Source organism: Vibrio sp. nBUS_14, assembly GCF_051201655.1.
Taxonomy (GTDB): domain Bacteria; phylum Pseudomonadota; class Gammaproteobacteria; order Enterobacterales; family Vibrionaceae; genus Vibrio.
On record NZ_CP179206.1, the window covers coordinates 422773 to 441354 of the forward strand.

The 18582-nt window shown below is 47.1% G+C and carries 3 protein-coding genes, 4 tRNA genes and 6 rRNA genes; 11 read left to right on the top strand and 2 right to left on the bottom strand.

What is annotated here, in order from left to right; genetic code table 11:
- The first annotated feature begins 65 nt into the window (after positions 1 to 65).
- The 10 genes from ACMAZD_RS02080 to ACMAZD_RS02125 all read left to right on the top strand — a co-directional run bounded on the left by ACMAZD_RS02080 (position 66) and on the right by ACMAZD_RS02125 (position 11271).
- Positions 66 to 1620, top strand: a 16S ribosomal RNA gene (locus tag ACMAZD_RS02080).
- Positions 1621 to 1686: 66 nt separating this feature from the next.
- Positions 1687 to 1763 (top strand) — tRNA-Ile (locus tag ACMAZD_RS02085).
- Positions 1764 to 1784: 21 nt separating this feature from the next.
- Positions 1785 to 1860, top strand: a tRNA-Ala gene (locus ACMAZD_RS02090).
- A gap of 383 nt (positions 1861 to 2243) precedes the next feature.
- Positions 2244 to 5136, top strand: a 23S ribosomal RNA gene (locus ACMAZD_RS02095).
- A 146-nt stretch (positions 5137 to 5282) separates the two neighbouring features.
- A 5S ribosomal RNA gene (gene rrf, locus ACMAZD_RS02100) occupies positions 5283 to 5398 on the top strand.
- 478 nt (positions 5399 to 5876) lie between these two features.
- Positions 5877 to 7431, top strand: a 16S ribosomal RNA gene (locus ACMAZD_RS02105).
- Positions 7432 to 7834: 403 nt separating this feature from the next.
- Positions 7835 to 10727: ribosomal RNA gene (locus ACMAZD_RS02110) — 23S ribosomal RNA — on the top strand.
- 146 nt (positions 10728 to 10873) lie between these two features.
- Positions 10874 to 10989, top strand: a 5S ribosomal RNA gene (gene rrf, locus ACMAZD_RS02115).
- Together the 16S, 23S and 5S rRNA genes with 4 tRNA genes alongside form the textbook arrangement of a ribosomal RNA operon.
- A gap of 67 nt (positions 10990 to 11056) precedes the next feature.
- Positions 11057 to 11133, top strand: a tRNA-Asp gene (locus ACMAZD_RS02120).
- A 61-nt stretch (positions 11134 to 11194) separates the two neighbouring features.
- Positions 11195 to 11271 (top strand) — tRNA-Trp (locus ACMAZD_RS02125).
- 625 nt (positions 11272 to 11896) lie between these two features.
- Here the strand turns inward: ACMAZD_RS02125 and ACMAZD_RS02130 are convergent.
- Positions 11897 to 13177 (bottom strand): cation:proton antiporter, encoded by a 1281-nt coding sequence (locus ACMAZD_RS02130; protein WP_017105358.1) that lies wholly within the window; start codon positions 13175 to 13177, stop codon positions 11897 to 11899.
- Between the two features lie 168 nt (positions 13178 to 13345).
- Here ACMAZD_RS02130 and metH point away from each other — a divergent pair, with 168 nt between their 5' ends.
- Complete coding sequence (metH, locus tag ACMAZD_RS02135; protein WP_435248385.1) at positions 13346 to 17023, top strand: methionine synthase; 3678 nt, start codon at positions 13346 to 13348, stop codon at positions 17021 to 17023.
- A gap of 116 nt (positions 17024 to 17139) precedes the next feature.
- On the opposite strand, the gene lysC is transcribed toward metH, so the two are convergent.
- On the bottom strand, positions 17140 to 18507 hold the full coding sequence (gene lysC, locus ACMAZD_RS02140; RefSeq protein ID WP_435248386.1) for a lysine-sensitive aspartokinase 3: 1368 nt from the start codon (positions 18505 to 18507) through the stop codon (positions 17140 to 17142).
- Positions 18508 to 18582 lie beyond the last annotated feature (75 nt).

Genomic DNA, 18582 nt, shown 5'->3' on the forward strand with positions numbered 1-18582 from the left:
TAAAGAATAGTTTTGAAGTCAGTATTCGTTGAGTCACACCTATTAATTTAGGTAATCAAAACTTTAAATTGAAGAGTTTGATCATGGCTCAGATTGAACGCTGGCGGCAGGCCTAACACATGCAAGTCGAGCGGAAACGACATTAACAATCCTTCGGGTGCGTTAATGGGCGTCGAGCGGCGGACGGGTGAGTAATGCCTAGGAAATTGCCTTGATGTGGGGGATAACCATTGGAAACGATGGCTAATACCGCATAATGCCTACGGGCCAAAGAGGGGGACCTTCGGGCCTCTCGCGTCAAGATATGCCTAGGTGGGATTAGCTAGTTGGTGAGGTAATGGCTCACCAAGGCGACGATCCCTAGCTGGTCTGAGAGGATGATCAGCCACACTGGAACTGAGACACGGTCCAGACTCCTACGGGAGGCAGCAGTGGGGAATATTGCACAATGGGCGAAAGCCTGATGCAGCCATGCCGCGTGTATGAAGAAGGCCTTCGGGTTGTAAAGTACTTTCAGTTGTGAGGAAGGGGGTAACGTTAATAGCGTTATCTCTTGACGTTAGCAACAGAAGAAGCACCGGCTAACTCCGTGCCAGCAGCCGCGGTAATACGGAGGGTGCGAGCGTTAATCGGAATTACTGGGCGTAAAGCGCATGCAGGTGGTTCATTAAGTCAGATGTGAAAGCCCGGGGCTCAACCTCGGAACTGCATTTGAAACTGGTGAACTAGAGTGCTGTAGAGGGGGGTAGAATTTCAGGTGTAGCGGTGAAATGCGTAGAGATCTGAAGGAATACCAGTGGCGAAGGCGGCCCCCTGGACAGGCACTGACACTCAGATGCGAAAGCGTGGGGAGCAAACAGGATTAGATACCCTGGTAGTCCACGCCGTAAACGATGTCTACTTGGAGGTTGTGGCCTTGAGCCGTGGCTTTCGGAGCTAACGCGTTAAGTAGACCGCCTGGGGAGTACGGTCGCAAGATTAAAACTCAAATGAATTGACGGGGGCCCGCACAAGCGGTGGAGCATGTGGTTTAATTCGATGCAACGCGAAGAACCTTACCTACTCTTGACATCCAGAGAAGCCAGCGGAGACGCAGGTGTGCCTTCGGGAGCTCTGAGACAGGTGCTGCATGGCTGTCGTCAGCTCGTGTTGTGAAATGTTGGGTTAAGTCCCGCAACGAGCGCAACCCTTATCCTTGTTTGCCAGCACGTAATGGTGGGAACTCCAGGGAGACTGCCGGTGATAAACCGGAGGAAGGTGGGGACGACGTCAAGTCATCATGGCCCTTACGAGTAGGGCTACACACGTGCTACAATGGCGCATACAGAGGGCAGCAAACTAGCGATAGTGAGCGAATCCCAAAAAGTGCGTCGTAGTCCGGATTGGAGTCTGCAACTCGACTCCATGAAGTCGGAATCGCTAGTAATCGTGAATCAGAATGTCACGGTGAATACGTTCCCGGGCCTTGTACACACCGCCCGTCACACCATGGGAGTGGGCTGCAAAAGAAGTGGGTAGTTTAACCTTTCGGGGAGGACGCTCACCACTTTGTGGTTCATGACTGGGGTGAAGTCGTAACAAGGTAGCCCTAGGGGAACCTGGGGCTGGATCACCTCCTTATACGAAGATACCACGATGAGTGTCCACACAGATTGATTAGGTTTAGAAAGTAAAAGAGACGATATTGGGTCTGTAGCTCAGCTGGTTAGAGCGCTCGCCTGATAAGCGGGAGGTCGGTGGTTCGAGTCCACTCAGACCCACCAATATCGACTGGATACCTAGATGGGGCTATAGCTCAGCTGGGAGAGCGCCTGCCTTGCACGCAGGAGGTCTGCGGTTCGATCCCGCATAGCTCCACCATCTTTAAGGGTTTTTCCCTAAGAATCTTTAAAAATGGTTTCGAAAGAAATCACGCTCTTTAACAATTTGGAAAGCTGACTGATTAGCTTAATTATTTTTACTTTTAAAAAAGTAAAACAAAACGGCCAAGGCTGTGATTAAGTTAATCAAATTTAAAAGTTCTCAATGTTTATCTTTCATTAGGTAAACACAACAAACACATTCAAGTGTCTTGTATTCGAATGATCAGAAATGATTGTTCACTTTTTGATTCTACTTTTTATTAAAAAGTGGAAACAAAAAGTAAATTGAGTCCGGCAAACAGTCATTGAGAATTAACCCTTCTTAATGACAACCAAAAACCTTGGTTAGTTGCCATACACTAAGACCCTTTCGGGTTGTATGGTTAAGTGACTAAGCGTACACGGTGGATGCCTTGGCAGTCAGAGGCGATGAAAGACGTAATAACTTGCGATAAGCCCAGATTAGGTAGTAATAACCTTTTGAGTCTGGGATTTCTGAATGGGGAAACCCACGTGCATAAGCACGTATCCTGTTGTGAATACATAGCAACAGGAGGCAAACCGGGGGAACTGAAACATCTAAGTACCCCGAGGAAGAGAAATCAACCGAGATTCCGAAAGTAGCGGCGAGCGAAATTGGATTAGCCCTTAAGCTTTTAATGATGCAGGTGAAGCCTCTGGAAAGTGGCGCAATAAAGGGTGATAGCCCCGTAACCGACACATCATAATCAGTGAAATCGAGTAGGGCGGGGCACGTGATATCCTGTCTGAATATGGGGGGACCATCCCCCAAGGCTAAATACTACTGACTGACCGATAGTGAACCAGTACCGTGAGGGAAAGGCGAAAAGAACCCCTGTGAGGGGAGTGAAATAGAACCTGAAACCGTGTACGTACAAGCAGTAGGAGCACCTTCGTGGTGTGACTGCGTACCTTTTGTATAATGGGTCAGCGACTTAATTTTAGTAGCAAGGTTAACCGTTTAGGGGAGCCGTAGGGAAACCGAGTCTTAACTGGGCGTACAGTTGCTAGGATTAGACCCGAAACCAGGTGATCTAGCCATGGGCAGGTTGAAGGTTGAGTAACATCAACTGGAGGACCGAACCGACTAATGTTGAAAAATTAGCGGATGACTTGTGGCTAGGGGTGAAAGGCCAATCAAACCTGGAGATAGCTGGTTCTCCCCGAAAGCTATTTAGGTAGCGCCTCGGACGAATACTACTGGGGGTAGAGCACTGTTAAGGCTAGGGGGTCATCCCGACTTACCAACCCTTTGCAAACTCCGAATACCAGTAAGTACTATCCGGGAGACACACGGCGGGTGCTAACGTCCGTCGTGGAGAGGGAAACAACCCAGACCGCCAGCTAAGGTCCCAAAGTATAGCTAAGTGGGAAACGATGTGGGAAGGCTCAGACAGCCAGGATGTTGGCTTAGAAGCAGCCATCATTTAAAGAAAGCGTAATAGCTCACTGGTCGAGTCGGCCTGCGCGGAAGATGTAACGGGGCTAAGCTATACACCGAAGCTGCGGCTACGTACCTTAGGGTATGTGGGGTAGGGGAGCGTTCTGTAAGCCGTTGAAGGTGGTCTGTAAGGGCTGCTGGAGGTATCAGAAGTGCGAATGCTGACATGAGTAACGATAAAGGGAGTGAAAAACTCCCTCGCCGGAAGACCAAGGGTTCCTGTCCAACGTTAATCGGGGCAGGGTAAGTCGACTCCTAAGGCGAGGCCGAAAGGCGTAGTCGATGGGAAACGGGTTAATATTCCCGTACTTCTTACAATTGCGATGGGGGGACGGAGAAGGCTAGGTGGGCCTGGCGACGGTTGTCCAGGTTCAAGTATGTAGGCGGAAAGTTTAGGTAAATCCGGACTTTCTTAACGCTGAGATACGATGTCGAGCTACTACGGTAGTGAAGTCATTGATGCCATGCTTCCAGGAAAAGCCTCTAAGCTTCAGATTGTAAGGAATCGTACCCCAAACCGACACAGGTGGTCGGGTAGAGAATACCAAGGCGCTTGAGAGAACTCGGGTGAAGGAACTAGGCAAAATGGTACCGTAACTTCGGGAGAAGGTACGCTCTTATCAGTGAAGTCCCTTGCGGATGGAGCAGACGAGAGTCGCAGATACCAGGTGGCTGCAACTGTTTATTAAAAACACAGCACTGTGCAAAATCGTAAGATGACGTATACGGTGTGACGCCTGCCCGGTGCCGGAAGGTTAATTGATGGGGTTAGACTTCGGTCGAAGCTCTTGATCGAAGCCCCGGTAAACGGCGGCCGTAACTATAACGGTCCTAAGGTAGCGAAATTCCTTGTCGGGTAAGTTCCGACCTGCACGAATGGCGTAATGATGGCCACGCTGTCTCCACCCGAGACTCAGTGAAATTGAAATCGCTGTGAAGATGCAGTGTACCCGCGGCTAGACGGAAAGACCCCGTGAACCTTTACTACAGCTTGGCACTGAACATTGAACCTACATGTGTAGGATAGGTGGGAGACTATGAAATTACGTCGCTAGATGTGATGGAGTCGTCCTTGAAATACCACCCTTGTAGTTTTGATGTTCTAACGTTGGCCCCTGAATCGGGGTTACGGACAGTGCCTGGTGGGTAGTTTGACTGGGGCGGTCTCCTCCCAAAGAGTAACGGAGGAGCACGAAGGTGGGCTAAACACGGTTGGACATCGTGTGGTTAGTGCAATGGCATAAGCCCGCTTGACTGCGAGAATGACAATTCGAGCAGGTGCGAAAGCAGGTCATAGTGATCCGGTGGTTCTGAATGGAAGGGCCATCGCTCAACGGATAAAAGGTACTCCGGGGATAACAGGCTGATACCGCCCAAGAGTTCATATCGACGGCGGTGTTTGGCACCTCGATGTCGGCTCATCACATCCTGGGGCTGAAGTCGGTCCCAAGGGTATGGCTGTTCGCCATTTAAAGTGGTACGCGAGCTGGGTTTAGAACGTCGTGAGACAGTTCGGTCCCTATCTGCCGTGGGCGTTGGAAAATTGAAAGGGGCTGCTCCTAGTACGAGAGGACCGGAGTGGACGAACCTCTGGTGTTCGGGTTGTCATGCCAATGGCATTGCCCGGTAGCTAAGTTCGGAATCGATAACCGCTGAAAGCATCTAAGCGGGAAGCGAGCCTTGAGATGAGTTTTCCCTGGCACTATAAGTGTCCTAAAGGGTTGTCGTAGACTACGACGTTGATAGGCAGGGTGTGTAAGTGCTGCGAGGCATTGAGCTAACCTGTACTAATTGCCCGTGAGGCTTAACCATACAACACCCAAGGGGTTTTGTGGACTCAAAGACAGACCTTGAATGCGTTTGAAGAGATACAACTTTTATTGCTCTATTGAATAGAGAACAGCTTTCCAGATTATTTTGCCTTCAGTTTTTAAAAACTGAAAGTAAAGCAAAATTTGCTTGGCGACCATAGCATTGTGGACCCACCTGATTCCATGCCGAACTCAGAAGTGAAACACAATAGCGCCGATGGTAGTGTGGGGCTTCCCCATGTGAGAGTAGGACATCGCCAGGCTTTAAATTCGACTCTGTCTACTAAGTAGACAAGTCACCATAAATTTCTAAATAAATTTAGAGTTTTATGTTGACTTCAAAAGTCAGTCGCGTATTATACGCATCCGCTTCGACGCTAAAGTGTTGATAGCAAAGCTCTTTAACAATTTAAACCTATCAATCTGTGTGGGCACTCGTTGATGAATATCAAAACGTTATTGGTTCTTTTTCGAAAGAGCGTAATAGCAGTTACTTCGGTAACACAGTGATTTCAATGAACTGAGTGACCTGAGCTAGAAATAGTTCGAATGCTTTTTGGTTTTGCTTTTTATTCAAAAGTGAAAACAACTAGCGGCACAGTCAATTCATTACCATTCTGTTCCTATTTATTTAAGAAGAGAGGGGTAATAGCTTTAAAATTACACTCTTTATTTATAAAGAATAGTTTTGAAGTCAGTATTCGTTGAGTCACACCTATTAATTTAGGTAATCAAAACTTTAAATTGAAGAGTTTGATCATGGCTCAGATTGAACGCTGGCGGCAGGCCTAACACATGCAAGTCGAGCGGAAACGACATTAACAATCCTTCGGGTGCGTTAATGGGCGTCGAGCGGCGGACGGGTGAGTAATGCCTAGGAAATTGCCTTGATGTGGGGGATAACCATTGGAAACGATGGCTAATACCGCATAATGCCTACGGGCCAAAGAGGGGGACCTTCGGGCCTCTCGCGTCAAGATATGCCTAGGTGGGATTAGCTAGTTGGTGAGGTAATGGCTCACCAAGGCGACGATCCCTAGCTGGTCTGAGAGGATGATCAGCCACACTGGAACTGAGACACGGTCCAGACTCCTACGGGAGGCAGCAGTGGGGAATATTGCACAATGGGCGAAAGCCTGATGCAGCCATGCCGCGTGTATGAAGAAGGCCTTCGGGTTGTAAAGTACTTTCAGTTGTGAGGAAGGGGGTAGTGTTAATAGCGCTATTTCTTGACGTTAGCAACAGAAGAAGCACCGGCTAACTCCGTGCCAGCAGCCGCGGTAATACGGAGGGTGCGAGCGTTAATCGGAATTACTGGGCGTAAAGCGCATGCAGGTGGTTCATTAAGTCAGATGTGAAAGCCCGGGGCTCAACCTCGGAACTGCATTTGAAACTGGTGAACTAGAGTGCTGTAGAGGGGGGTAGAATTTCAGGTGTAGCGGTGAAATGCGTAGAGATCTGAAGGAATACCAGTGGCGAAGGCGGCCCCCTGGACAGACACTGACACTCAGATGCGAAAGCGTGGGGAGCAAACAGGATTAGATACCCTGGTAGTCCACGCCGTAAACGATGTCTACTTGGAGGTTGTGGCCTTGAGCCGTGGCTTTCGGAGCTAACGCGTTAAGTAGACCGCCTGGGGAGTACGGTCGCAAGATTAAAACTCAAATGAATTGACGGGGGCCCGCACAAGCGGTGGAGCATGTGGTTTAATTCGATGCAACGCGAAGAACCTTACCTACTCTTGACATCCAGAGAAGCCAGCGGAGACGCAGGTGTGCCTTCGGGAGCTCTGAGACAGGTGCTGCATGGCTGTCGTCAGCTCGTGTTGTGAAATGTTGGGTTAAGTCCCGCAACGAGCGCAACCCTTATCCTTGTTTGCCAGCACGTAATGGTGGGAACTCCAGGGAGACTGCCGGTGATAAGCCGGAGGAAGGTGGGGACGACGTCAAGTCATCATGGCCCTTACGAGTAGGGCTACACACGTGCTACAATGGCGCATACAGAGGGCAGCAAGCTAGCGATAGTGAGCGAATCCCAAAAAGTGCGTCGTAGTCCGGATTGGAGTCTGCAACTCGACTCCATGAAGTCGGAATCGCTAGTAATCGTGAATCAGAATGTCACGGTGAATACGTTCCCGGGCCTTGTACACACCGCCCGTCACACCATGGGAGTGGGCTGCAAAAGAAGTGGGTAGTTTAACCTTTCGAGGAGGACGCTCACCACTTTGTGGTTCATGACTGGGGTGAAGTCGTAACAAGGTAGCCCTAGGGGAACCTGGGGCTGGATCACCTCCTTATACGAAGATACCACGATGAGTGTCCACACAGATTGATGGTTTAAATTTAGTTAAAGCCAGAGCTTTAATTAATAACGTAAGTTATTGATTAAAGCTTTTTGCTTTATGCTCTTTAACAATTTGGAAAGCTGACTGATTTGATTACTTGCGAGTAATTCAAATCAAATTTAAAAGTTCTCAATGTTTATCTGCTCTTAGTTAATAAGAACAGTATAAACACAACAAACACATTCAAGTGTCTTGTATTCGAATCAAACTTAGTTTGATTCACAATTGAGTCCGGCAGACAGTCATTAAGAATTAACCCTTCTTGATGACAACCAAAAACCTTGGTTAGTTGCCATACGCTTATTTGTCTTCACTTTTTAAAGTGAAAGCAAATAGAAACCCTTTCGGGTTGTATGGTTAAGTGACTAAGCGTACACGGTGGATGCCTTGGCAGTCAGAGGCGATGAAAGACGTAATAACTTGCGATAAGCCCAGATTAGGTAGTAATAACCTTTTGAGTCTGGGATTTCTGAATGGGGAAACCCACGTGCACAAGCACGTATCCTGTTGTGAATACATAGCAACAGGAGGCAAACCGGGGGAACTGAAACATCTAAGTACCCCGAGGAAGAGAAATCAACCGAGATTCTGAAAGTAGCGGCGAGCGAAATTGGATTAGCCCTTAAGCTTTTAATGATGCAGGTGAAGCCTCTGGAAAGTGGCGCAATAAAGGGTGATAGCCCCGTAACCGACACATCATAATCAGTGAAATCGAGTAGGGCGGGACACGTGATATCCTGTCTGAATACGGGGGGACCATCCTCCAAGGCTAAATACTACTGACTGACCGATAGTGAACCAGTACCGTGAGGGAAAGGCGAAAAGAACCCCTGTGAGGGGAGTGAAATAGAACCTGAAACCGTGTACGTACAAGCAGTAGGAGCACCTTCGTGGTGTGACTGCGTACCTTTTGTATAATGGGTCAGCGACTTAATTTTAGTAGCAAGGTTAACCGTTTAGGGGAGCCGTAGGGAAACCGAGTCTTAACTGGGCGTACAGTTGCTAGGATTAGACCCGAAACCAGGTGATCTAGCCATGGGCAGGTTGAAGGTTGAGTAACATCAACTGGAGGACCGAACCGACTAATGTTGAAAAATTAGCGGATGACTTGTGGCTAGGGGTGAAAGGCCAATCAAACCTGGAGATAGCTGGTTCTCCCCGAAAGCTATTTAGGTAGCGCCTCGGACGAATACTACTGGGGGTAGAGCACTGTTAAGGCTAGGGGGTCATCCCGACTTACCAACCCTTTGCAAACTCCGAATACCAGTAAGTACTATCCGGGAGACACACGGCGGGTGCTAACGTCCGTCGTGGAGAGGGAAACAACCCAGACCGCCAGCTAAGGTCCCAAAGTATAGCTAAGTGGGAAACGATGTGGGAAGGCTCAGACAGCCAGGATGTTGGCTTAGAAGCAGCCATCATTTAAAGAAAGCGTAATAGCTCACTGGTCGAGTCGGCCTGCGCGGAAGATGTAACGGGGCTAAGCTATACACCGAAGCTGCGGCTACGTACCTTAGGGTATGTGGGGTAGGGGAGCGTTCTGTAAGCCGTTGAAGGTGGTCTGTAAGGGCTGCTGGAGGTATCAGAAGTGCGAATGCTGACATGAGTAACGATAAAGGGAGTGAAAAACTCCCTCGCCGGAAGACCAAGGGTTCCTGTCCAACGTTAATCGGGGCAGGGTAAGTCGACTCCTAAGGCGAGGCCGAAAGGCGTAGTCGATGGGAAACGGGTTAATATTCCCGTACTTCTTACAATTGCGATGGGGGGACGGAGAAGGCTAGGTGGGCCTGGCGACGGTTGTCCAGGTTCAAGTATGTAGGCGGAAAGTTTAGGTAAATCCGGACTTTCTTAACGCTGAGATACGATGTCGAGCTACTACGGTAGTGAAGTCATTGATGCCATGCTTCCAGGAAAAGCCTCTAAGCTTCAGATTGTAAGGAATCGTACCCCAAACCGACACAGGTGGTCGGGTAGAGAATACCAAGGCGCTTGAGAGAACTCGGGTGAAGGAACTAGGCAAAATGGTACCGTAACTTCGGGAGAAGGTACGCTCTTATCAGTGAAGTCCCTTGCGGATGGAGCAGACGAGAGTCGCAGATACCAGGTGGCTGCAACTGTTTATTAAAAACACAGCACTGTGCAAAATCGTAAGATGACGTATACGGTGTGACGCCTGCCCGGTGCCGGAAGGTTAATTGATGGGGTTAGACTTCGGTCGAAGCTCTTGATCGAAGCCCCGGTAAACGGCGGCCGTAACTATAACGGTCCTAAGGTAGCGAAATTCCTTGTCGGGTAAGTTCCGACCTGCACGAATGGCGTAATGATGGCCACGCTGTCTCCACCCGAGACTCAGTGAAATTGAAATCGCTGTGAAGATGCAGTGTACCCGCGGCTAGACGGAAAGACCCCGTGAACCTTTACTACAGCTTGGCACTGAACATTGAACCTACATGTGTAGGATAGGTGGGAGACTATGAAACTGCGTCGCTAGATGTGGTGGAGTCGTCCTTGAAATACCACCCTTGTAGTTTTGATGTTCTAACGTTGGTCCCTGAATCGGGATTACGGACAGTGCCTGGTGGGTAGTTTGACTGGGGCGGTCTCCTCCCAAAGAGTAACGGAGGAGCACGAAGGTGGGCTAAACACGGTTGGACATCGTGTGGTTAGTGCAATGGCATAAGCCCGCTTGACTGCGAGAATGACAATTCGAGCAGGTGCGAAAGCAGGTCATAGTGATCCGGTGGTTCTGAATGGAAGGGCCATCGCTCAACGGATAAAAGGTACTCCGGGGATAACAGGCTGATACCGCCCAAGAGTTCATATCGACGGCGGTGTTTGGCACCTCGATGTCGGCTCATCACATCCTGGGGCTGAAGTCGGTCCCAAGGGTATGGCTGTTCGCCATTTAAAGTGGTACGCGAGCTGGGTTTAGAACGTCGTGAGACAGTTCGGTCCCTATCTGCCGTGGGCGTTGGAAAATTGAAAGGGGCTGCTCCTAGTACGAGAGGACCGGAGTGGACGAACCTCTGGTGTTCGGGTTGTCATGCCAATGGCATTGCCCGGTAGCTAAGTTCGGAATCGATAACCGCTGAAAGCATCTAAGCGGGAAGCGAGCCTTGAGATGAGTTTTCCCTGGCACTATAAGTGTCCTAAAGGGTTGTCGTAGACTACGACGTTGATAGGCAGGGTGTGTAAGTGCTGCGAGGCATTGAGCTAACCTGTACTAATTGCCCGTGAGGCTTAACCATACAACACCCAAGGGGTTTTGTGGACTCAAAGACAGACCTTGAATGCGTTTGAAGAGATACAACTTTTATTGCTCTATTGAATAGAGAACAGCTTTCCAGATTATTTTGCCTTCAGTTTTTAAAAACTGAAAGTAAAGCAAAATTTGCTTGGCGACCATAGCATTGTGGACCCACCTGATTCCATGCCGAACTCAGAAGTGAAACACAATAGCGCCGATGGTAGTGTGGGGCTTCCCCATGTGAGAGTAGGACATCGCCAGGCTTTAAATTAAATCTTTAGGTTGACCGACCTGGAGATATGGACGCTCACTTAGTGAGTTGACCACTGCGGAGCGGTAGTTCAGTTGGTTAGAATACCGGCCTGTCACGCCGGGGGTCGCGGGTTCGAGTACCGTCCACTCCGCCACTTATTCGATAACCTTGCTTAGTGCGAGGTTTTTTTTGAATATAAAGTACTGAAAATTTTTAGGGGTGTAGCTCCAATTGGCAGAGCAGCGGATTCCAAATCCGCGTGTTGGGAGTTCGAATCTCTCCACCCCTGCCATATTTAAGGCTCTAGTCGTAAGACTAGATCCTTTTTGTTTTCTGAATCTAATAGCAGAACAGCGGATCCCCCAGTTTACCAAAACAGTGCGTGTTGCAGTTTAAACCTCTGCTCCTGACATATACAAAGCCTCAGCCGAAATGCTGGGGCTTTTTTACGTCTATTATTTCTGAGAAGAGAAGAGAAGAGAAGAGAAGAGTAATGTTGGGAGAACTAGGTGTCCCCCTGACTCGCTAATCCGGCCGAATCTCCGGAGTGCTGGCTCAGTCCACCCTGCTATATTTAAGGATCTAGACAGCGCGTCCCGTTAGAAAGACTAGAGCCTTTTGTTTAATCCCACTCTTACATCACTCGTACTCTTCAATTGCTTAGGTTTTAGGACATTAGTGAGAAAAGCTTTGACTCGAATTAGAATCCCTTTTCTCTCAGACGTATTAAAACTAGTGGTTGCTAGTTTTAGTACTTCAGATACGACAAAGAGTCATGATTGAAGATAACGATCATGACTAAAGTGGTGGTCAGAGATAAGGAGAGCAACTTGTAGGGTAGAGAGGTTGCTGTCGATGGACACAGAGGTACAAAAAAGGCCGCTAAGTTAAGCGACCTTCGTTTATTTATCTAAGTGTTAATCCAATTCTTTCTCAGCTTGCTTCGCTTTCTCTATCATAGGAGTGATTGTTGAGCCTTGAACTAAGATTGAGAACACAACAACAGCGTATGTCATGACAAGGATAATCTCTTTAACATCGATTGATTTGTCTTCAATAACCCAAATGCCTGAAGGGATTGAAAGAGCCATCGCTAGAGCTAGACCACCACGCAAACCGCCCCAAGTAAGGATCTTGATTGACCAAGGGTTGTAAGTTCTAAAGCGTTTAAACCCAATGTAAGATAAGAACACACTCAAGTAGCGAGCACTCAGTACTAGAGGTACTGCGAATGCCATCAAAATCCAGTCTTCTTGGTGGAATTTGAATAGCAGCATAGACATACCAATCAACAGGAACAGTACGCCATTTAAGAATTCGTCGATCAGTTCCCAGAAATGGTCTAGGTGATCTTCACTCTCTTTTGAGAATCCAATAAAGCGTGTCCAGTTACCAATCATGATACCTGATACCACCATTGCTAACGGTCCTGATACATGTAGAACTTCTGCAAAAGCATAACCAGCGGTTGGAATACCGATGGTTAGCAGTAACTCCATAGAGTGGTCATCGGTGTTACTGATTAGATAGTGGAATATCAAACCCAAAGCAAATCCGTAGACGATACCGCCAATAGCCTCTTGGACAAATAGCATTGTTACACTACCAACGGTTGGTGCCTCGGTACCAAATGCTATGGTGAATAGCGTTACGAAGATGACTAGGCCAAAACCATCATTGAATAACGACTCACCTTCGATTTGAGTAGATATTCGTCTGGGAGCATCGAGTTTCTTTACTATTGCTAACACGGCAATTGGATCGGTTGGAGATATTAGTGACCCAAACAGTAAGCAATAAATTAGGTCAAATTGAATACCGATAAACTGACAGAACCCATACAGTACAAATCCAATAAAGAAGGTTGAAAACAGTGTTGCACCTAATGCGAGTACAGTTATTTCCCACTTCTGATCTTTTAAGTTTGGTAACTTAATCCCCAAACCACCTGCAAAGAGTAAGAATCCCAGTATTCCTTTCAGGAGGAAATCTTCAAAGTTGATACTGGCAACGGTTTCTGAGGCGATGTCAGCCAATTGAAACCAATTGTTTTGCCCCGCAATGATAATCAATAGAGATAGCATCATTGAGCCAGCGGTAATGGCGATGGTTGTCTGCATTTTACCAATTTTGGTATTCACGAAAGCAATAAGCATAGCTGCAGCGGACAAGAAGCATAAGGTGTAATAGACCGACATTGGGATTCCAACATGTAACAAAGTATGAAAATTAATTTTCGTTGTCTCATGCTTAAATAGCAAACACTTTTTGTCATAGCTTAGTAATCAATTTCGTTTTTTAGACGTCTAGACTCCTTTTTAATGTGTGATAGGATGGAGGGATAATTAAAGGAATGAGGCTGTACCGTGGGAAGTAATGTAAGGCAAAAGATTGAGGCTCTGTTAAAGCAACGAATTTTACTGATTGATGGTGGCATGGGTACCATGATTCAGGATTATAAATTGGAAGAACAGGACTACCGTGGTGAGCGCTTTGCTGATTGGCATAGTGACTTAAAAGGTAACAATGACCTTTTGGTGCTTACACAGCCTAAGCTTATCAAAGGTATCCACACGGAGTATTTGGAAGCGGGTGCAGATATCCTCGAAACCAATACCTTTAATGCAACAACGATTGCTATGGCCGACTACGATATGGAAAGTCTTAGCGAAGAAATTAACTATGCTGCTACTAAACTAGCTCGTGAAGCTGCAGATGAATGGACCGCGAAGACCCCTGAGAAACCTCGTTTCGTGGCGGGTGTTTTAGGTCCAACTAACCGAACTTGTTCTCTCTCCCCAGATGTTAATGATCCTGGCTATCGTAATGTGAGTTTTGATGAACTTGTTGTGGCTTATTCTGAGTCTACGCGTGCTCTTATCAAAGGCGGGTCAGACCTTATTCTTATCGAAACTATCTTCGATACACTCAACGCGAAGGCATGCTCTTTTGCTGTTGAATCAGTCTTTGAAGAAATGGCTATCACTTTACCAGTTATGATCTCGGGTACTATCACCGATGCATCTGGTCGTACGCTTTCAGGGCAAACAACAGAAGCCTTCTACAACGCCCTTCGTCATGTAAAACCTATCTCATTCGGATTGAACTGTGCATTAGGCCCCGATGAATTGCGAGAATATGTCGGTGAGATGTCTCGTATCTCCGAGTGTCATGTTTCCGCTCACCCTAACGCGGGTTTACCTAACGCATTTGGTGAGTATGATCTTTCTCCAGAAGATATGGCTGAACACGTTAAGGAGTGGGCTGAAAGTGGTTTCTTGAACTTAATTGGTGGTTGTTGTGGTACGACACCAGAACATATACGCCAAATGGCGGAAGCTGTTGAAGGTGTAACACCGCGCCAACTACCAGATTTACCCGTCTCTTGTCGTCTCTCTGGCCTAGAACCATTGACGATTTCTAAGGAATCTCTGTTTGTTAACGTGGGTGAACGAACTAACGTGACGGGCTCTGCTCGCTTTAAGCGCCTTATCAAAGAAGAACTCTATGATGAAGCTTTAAGTGTGGCTCGAGAGCAAGTTGAGAACGGTGCTCAAATCATCGATATCAACATGGATGAAGGGATGCTAGACGCTGAGGCGTGTATGATTAAATTCCTTAATCTATGTGCATCTGAGCCTGAGATATCGAAAGTACCAGTCATGGTCGACTCTTCAAAATGGGAAGTTATTGAGGCGGGTCTGAAATGTATTCAGGGTAAAGGCATCGTTAACTCTATCTCATTGAAGGAAGGGAAAGAGAAGTTTGTCGAACAAGCTAAACTGGTTCGCCGATATGGTGCAGCCGTTATCGTGATGGCGTTCGATGAAGTTGGCCAAGCTGATACTAGAGAGCGTAAGGTTGAGATTTGTACTAATGCCTACAATATTCTGGTTGATGAAGTGGGCTTCCCACCAGAAGATATTATTTTTGACCCGAATATCTTTGCGGTGGCAACGGGTATTGATGAGCATAACAACTATGCGGTCGATTTCATTGAAGCGGTAGGGGATATCAAACGAGACTTGCCTCATGCAATGATCTCTGGTGGTGTATCGAATGTTTCATTCTCATTCCGAGGCAATAACTACGTTCGTGAGGCTATCCACGCAGTATTCCTATATCACTGTTTTAAAAACGGTATGGATATGGGTATCGTAAATGCTGGGCAATTAGAGATTTACGATAATGTGCCTGAGGATTTGCGTGAAGCCGTTGAAGATGTGGTTCTAAACCGCCGAGATGATTCCACTGAGCGCTTGCTAGATATCGCGACTGAATATCTAGAACGTGCAGTGGGGAGAGTTGAAGATAAATCGGCTTTAGAGTGGCGCACTTGGCCAGTAGAAAAGCGCTTAGAACACTCTTTAGTGAAAGGTATTACTGACTTTATTGTTGAAGATACAGAAGAAGCTCGTGTTAATGCTTCTCGTCCTATCGAGGTGATTGAAGGTCCATTAATGGATGGCATGAACGTGGTCGGTGACCTCTTCGGTGAAGGTAAGATGTTCCTTCCTCAAGTGGTGAAATCTGCACGTGTTATGAAGCAAGCGGTAGCCCATCTAGAACCATTTATTAATGCAACCAAAGACGTGGGTGCGACTAACGGAAAAATCTTACTTGCGACCGTAAAAGGCGATGTTCACGATATTGGTAAAAACATTGTGGGCGTTGTCTTGCAGTGTAATAACTACGAAATTATCGACTTAGGCGTAATGGTTTCATGTGAAAAAATCCTTAAGGTCGCTAAAGAAGAGAACGTCGATATCATTGGCCTTTCGGGGTTGATCACTCCTTCATTGGATGAGATGGTTCATGTAGCTAAAGAGATGGAGAGACAAGGCTTTAAACTGCCTCTTCTGATCGGTGGAGCAACAACATCTAAAGCGCATACAGCCGTTAAGATTGAACAGAACTACTCTGAACCTGTTGTTTATGTAAACAATGCTTCACGTGCGGTGGGTGTGTGTACTTCATTGCTATCTAACGAATTGAAGCCCGCATTTGTTGATAAATTGGATATTGATTACGACCGCGTGCGAGATCAGCACAATCGTAAAAAACCACGTACTAAGCCTGTTACGCTTGAACGCGCTCGAGCTAATAAAGTGGCGATTGATTGGAGAGCTTATACGCCACCAGTACCCGCTAAGCCGGGAGTACACATCTTCAATGATTTTGATGTCGCTACTTTACGTCAGTACATCGACTGGACTCCATTCTTTATGACATGGTCGCTAGTCGGAAAGTACCCTGCAATTCTTGAGCATGAAGAAGTGGGCGATGAAGCGAAACGCTTATTCAAAGATGCGAATGATTTATTGGATCGAGTACAGAAAGAGAAGTTACTTGAAGCTCGTGGGATGTGTGCGATGTTCCCTGCCAACAGCGTTGGCGATGATATCGAAGTGTATACCGATGAGTCTCGTACAAAGGTGCTGAAGGTTCTACACAACCTTCGTCAGCAAACTGAGAAGCCAAAAGGTTTTAACTACTGTTTGTCTGATTACATTGCGCCGAAAGATAGCGGCAAAGCGGACTGGATTGGTGGCTTTGCGGTGACCGGTGGTATCGGTGAGCGAGAGCTTGCTGACGAATACAAAGCCAACGGTGATGACTACAACGCAATTATGATTCAGGCGGTTGCTGACCGATTGGCTGAAGCGTTCGCTGAATACCTGCATAAAGAAGTGAGAAAGGATATTTGGGGTTACTCGCCGGATGAGGACTTGTCTAATGACGATTTGATTCGCGAGAAGTACCAAGGTATTCGTCCTGCTCCGGGTTACCCAGCCTGTCCTGAACATACTGAAAAAGGTACGTTGTGGGAGTTGATGGAGGTTGAAAAAGCAATCGACATGTCACTAACTACGAGTTACGCAATGTGGCCAGGTGCCTCCGTGTCTGGTATGTACTTCTCACATCCTGATGCCCGATACTTTGCGATTGCACAGATTCAACAAGATCAAGTGGACAGCTATGCTGATCGTAAAGGTTGGGATATGTTGGAAGCTGAGAAGTGGTTAGGTCCAAACATTAACTAGCTTTTAGGCGATGACGAATTTTGATTCGTAAAGTAAAAAAGAGAAAGGGTTGCTTAATAGCAACCCTTTTTGTATTTGTAGTTTGGTGATTTTAAACTAATCTATCAACCGTCTTTTTATTCAAAGAGCTCTTGATGAAGTTTTTGAATCGCCAACTTAGACACCGATTCATCTAGCAAGAAGCATAGGTTGTGTGGGCTTGCGCCGTAACAAATCATGCGTAGGTTGAAGTCTTCAAGCGTGCCGAATACCTGCTTTGCATAGCCTTTGCTTTCACTCATGTTATTACCAATAAGAGCAACAAGGCATAGGTCGTGTTCAATATCCACGGAACACAGTTCTTCAAGCTCAATGCGAGCGGCTTCAGGTAACTCGGGGGCACCACCAGAGGTATCCGTTTGATCGAGGGTCAGTGAGACACTGATCTCTGAGGTAGTAATTAGATCGACAGATATCTTATGTTTAGCCAGGATCTCGAATACCTTCGCCAAAAAGCCATAAGCATGGAACATATTGGCGCTGCGAAGCGTAACCATGGTTTGATTACAGCGCAGGGCAAGCGCTCTGAATAAAGGAGAGCTTTCAACCTGTTGACGAATCCATGTTCCACCGAGCTCTGGTGCTTTTGATGAGCCGACAAAGACAGGGATTTGATGGCGTAGTGCAGGAACTAGAGTCGATGGGTGTAATATCTTCGCGCCAAAATTTGCCATCTCAGATGCTTCACTGAAGCTGATCTCTGGGATAGGAGATGCCTTAGGGGCAATTCGTGGATCTGTGGTGTAGATGCCAGGAACATCAGTCCAGATTTCTAAACCAATCGCTTGTACCGACTCAGCAATCAGTGCGGCTGAATAATCACTGCCGCCACGACCTAACGTAGTGGTATTACCCTCGTTATCGGCACCGATAAAACCTTGGGTAACGACAACTTGTTCTTCGCAAAGTGGAATCAGTTTCTGCTGTGCAAGGGCTGCAATATCTTCCAGTTGTGGTTCTGCTTTACCGAAGTCATCACTAGTGCGCATCACTTCTCTGATGTCAAAGCGAACAGCGGGAGTGCCACGTTCGCGAATGATTTGAGCGAGGATATGTGTCGACATCAGTTCGCCACATGCGACAAGGTGGTCAGTCAGCTTTGTGCTTACTTGGAACGATGCCGCTTCGGCTGCACTCGTAATATCATCGAGAATGCTATGAATCTCTTTGTCGATACTGTTCGGATCGGCTAACTGAGCAAGAATCGTATTATGAATGTCGGTTAACTGTGTGACTAGTTCTTGGCGACGAGTTTTATCTTGAACACCATTCGCGAGTTCAACAAGTAGGTTAGTGACGCCTGAGCACGCGCTGCTCACGACCAGTTTAGTATTCGAGTTATTTTCAATAATGGCAGCACAACGGCTCATTGCTTCAAAGTTGGCAACACTTGTTCCACCAAACTTAGCGACATTAAAAGAACCAGCTACATTAGATGCACTCACGATATATCTCCCACGACTTCCTAAAATAAAATTACGGTTGGGTAATCCAACGTCCGATGTTTTTCGAAGAGAGTA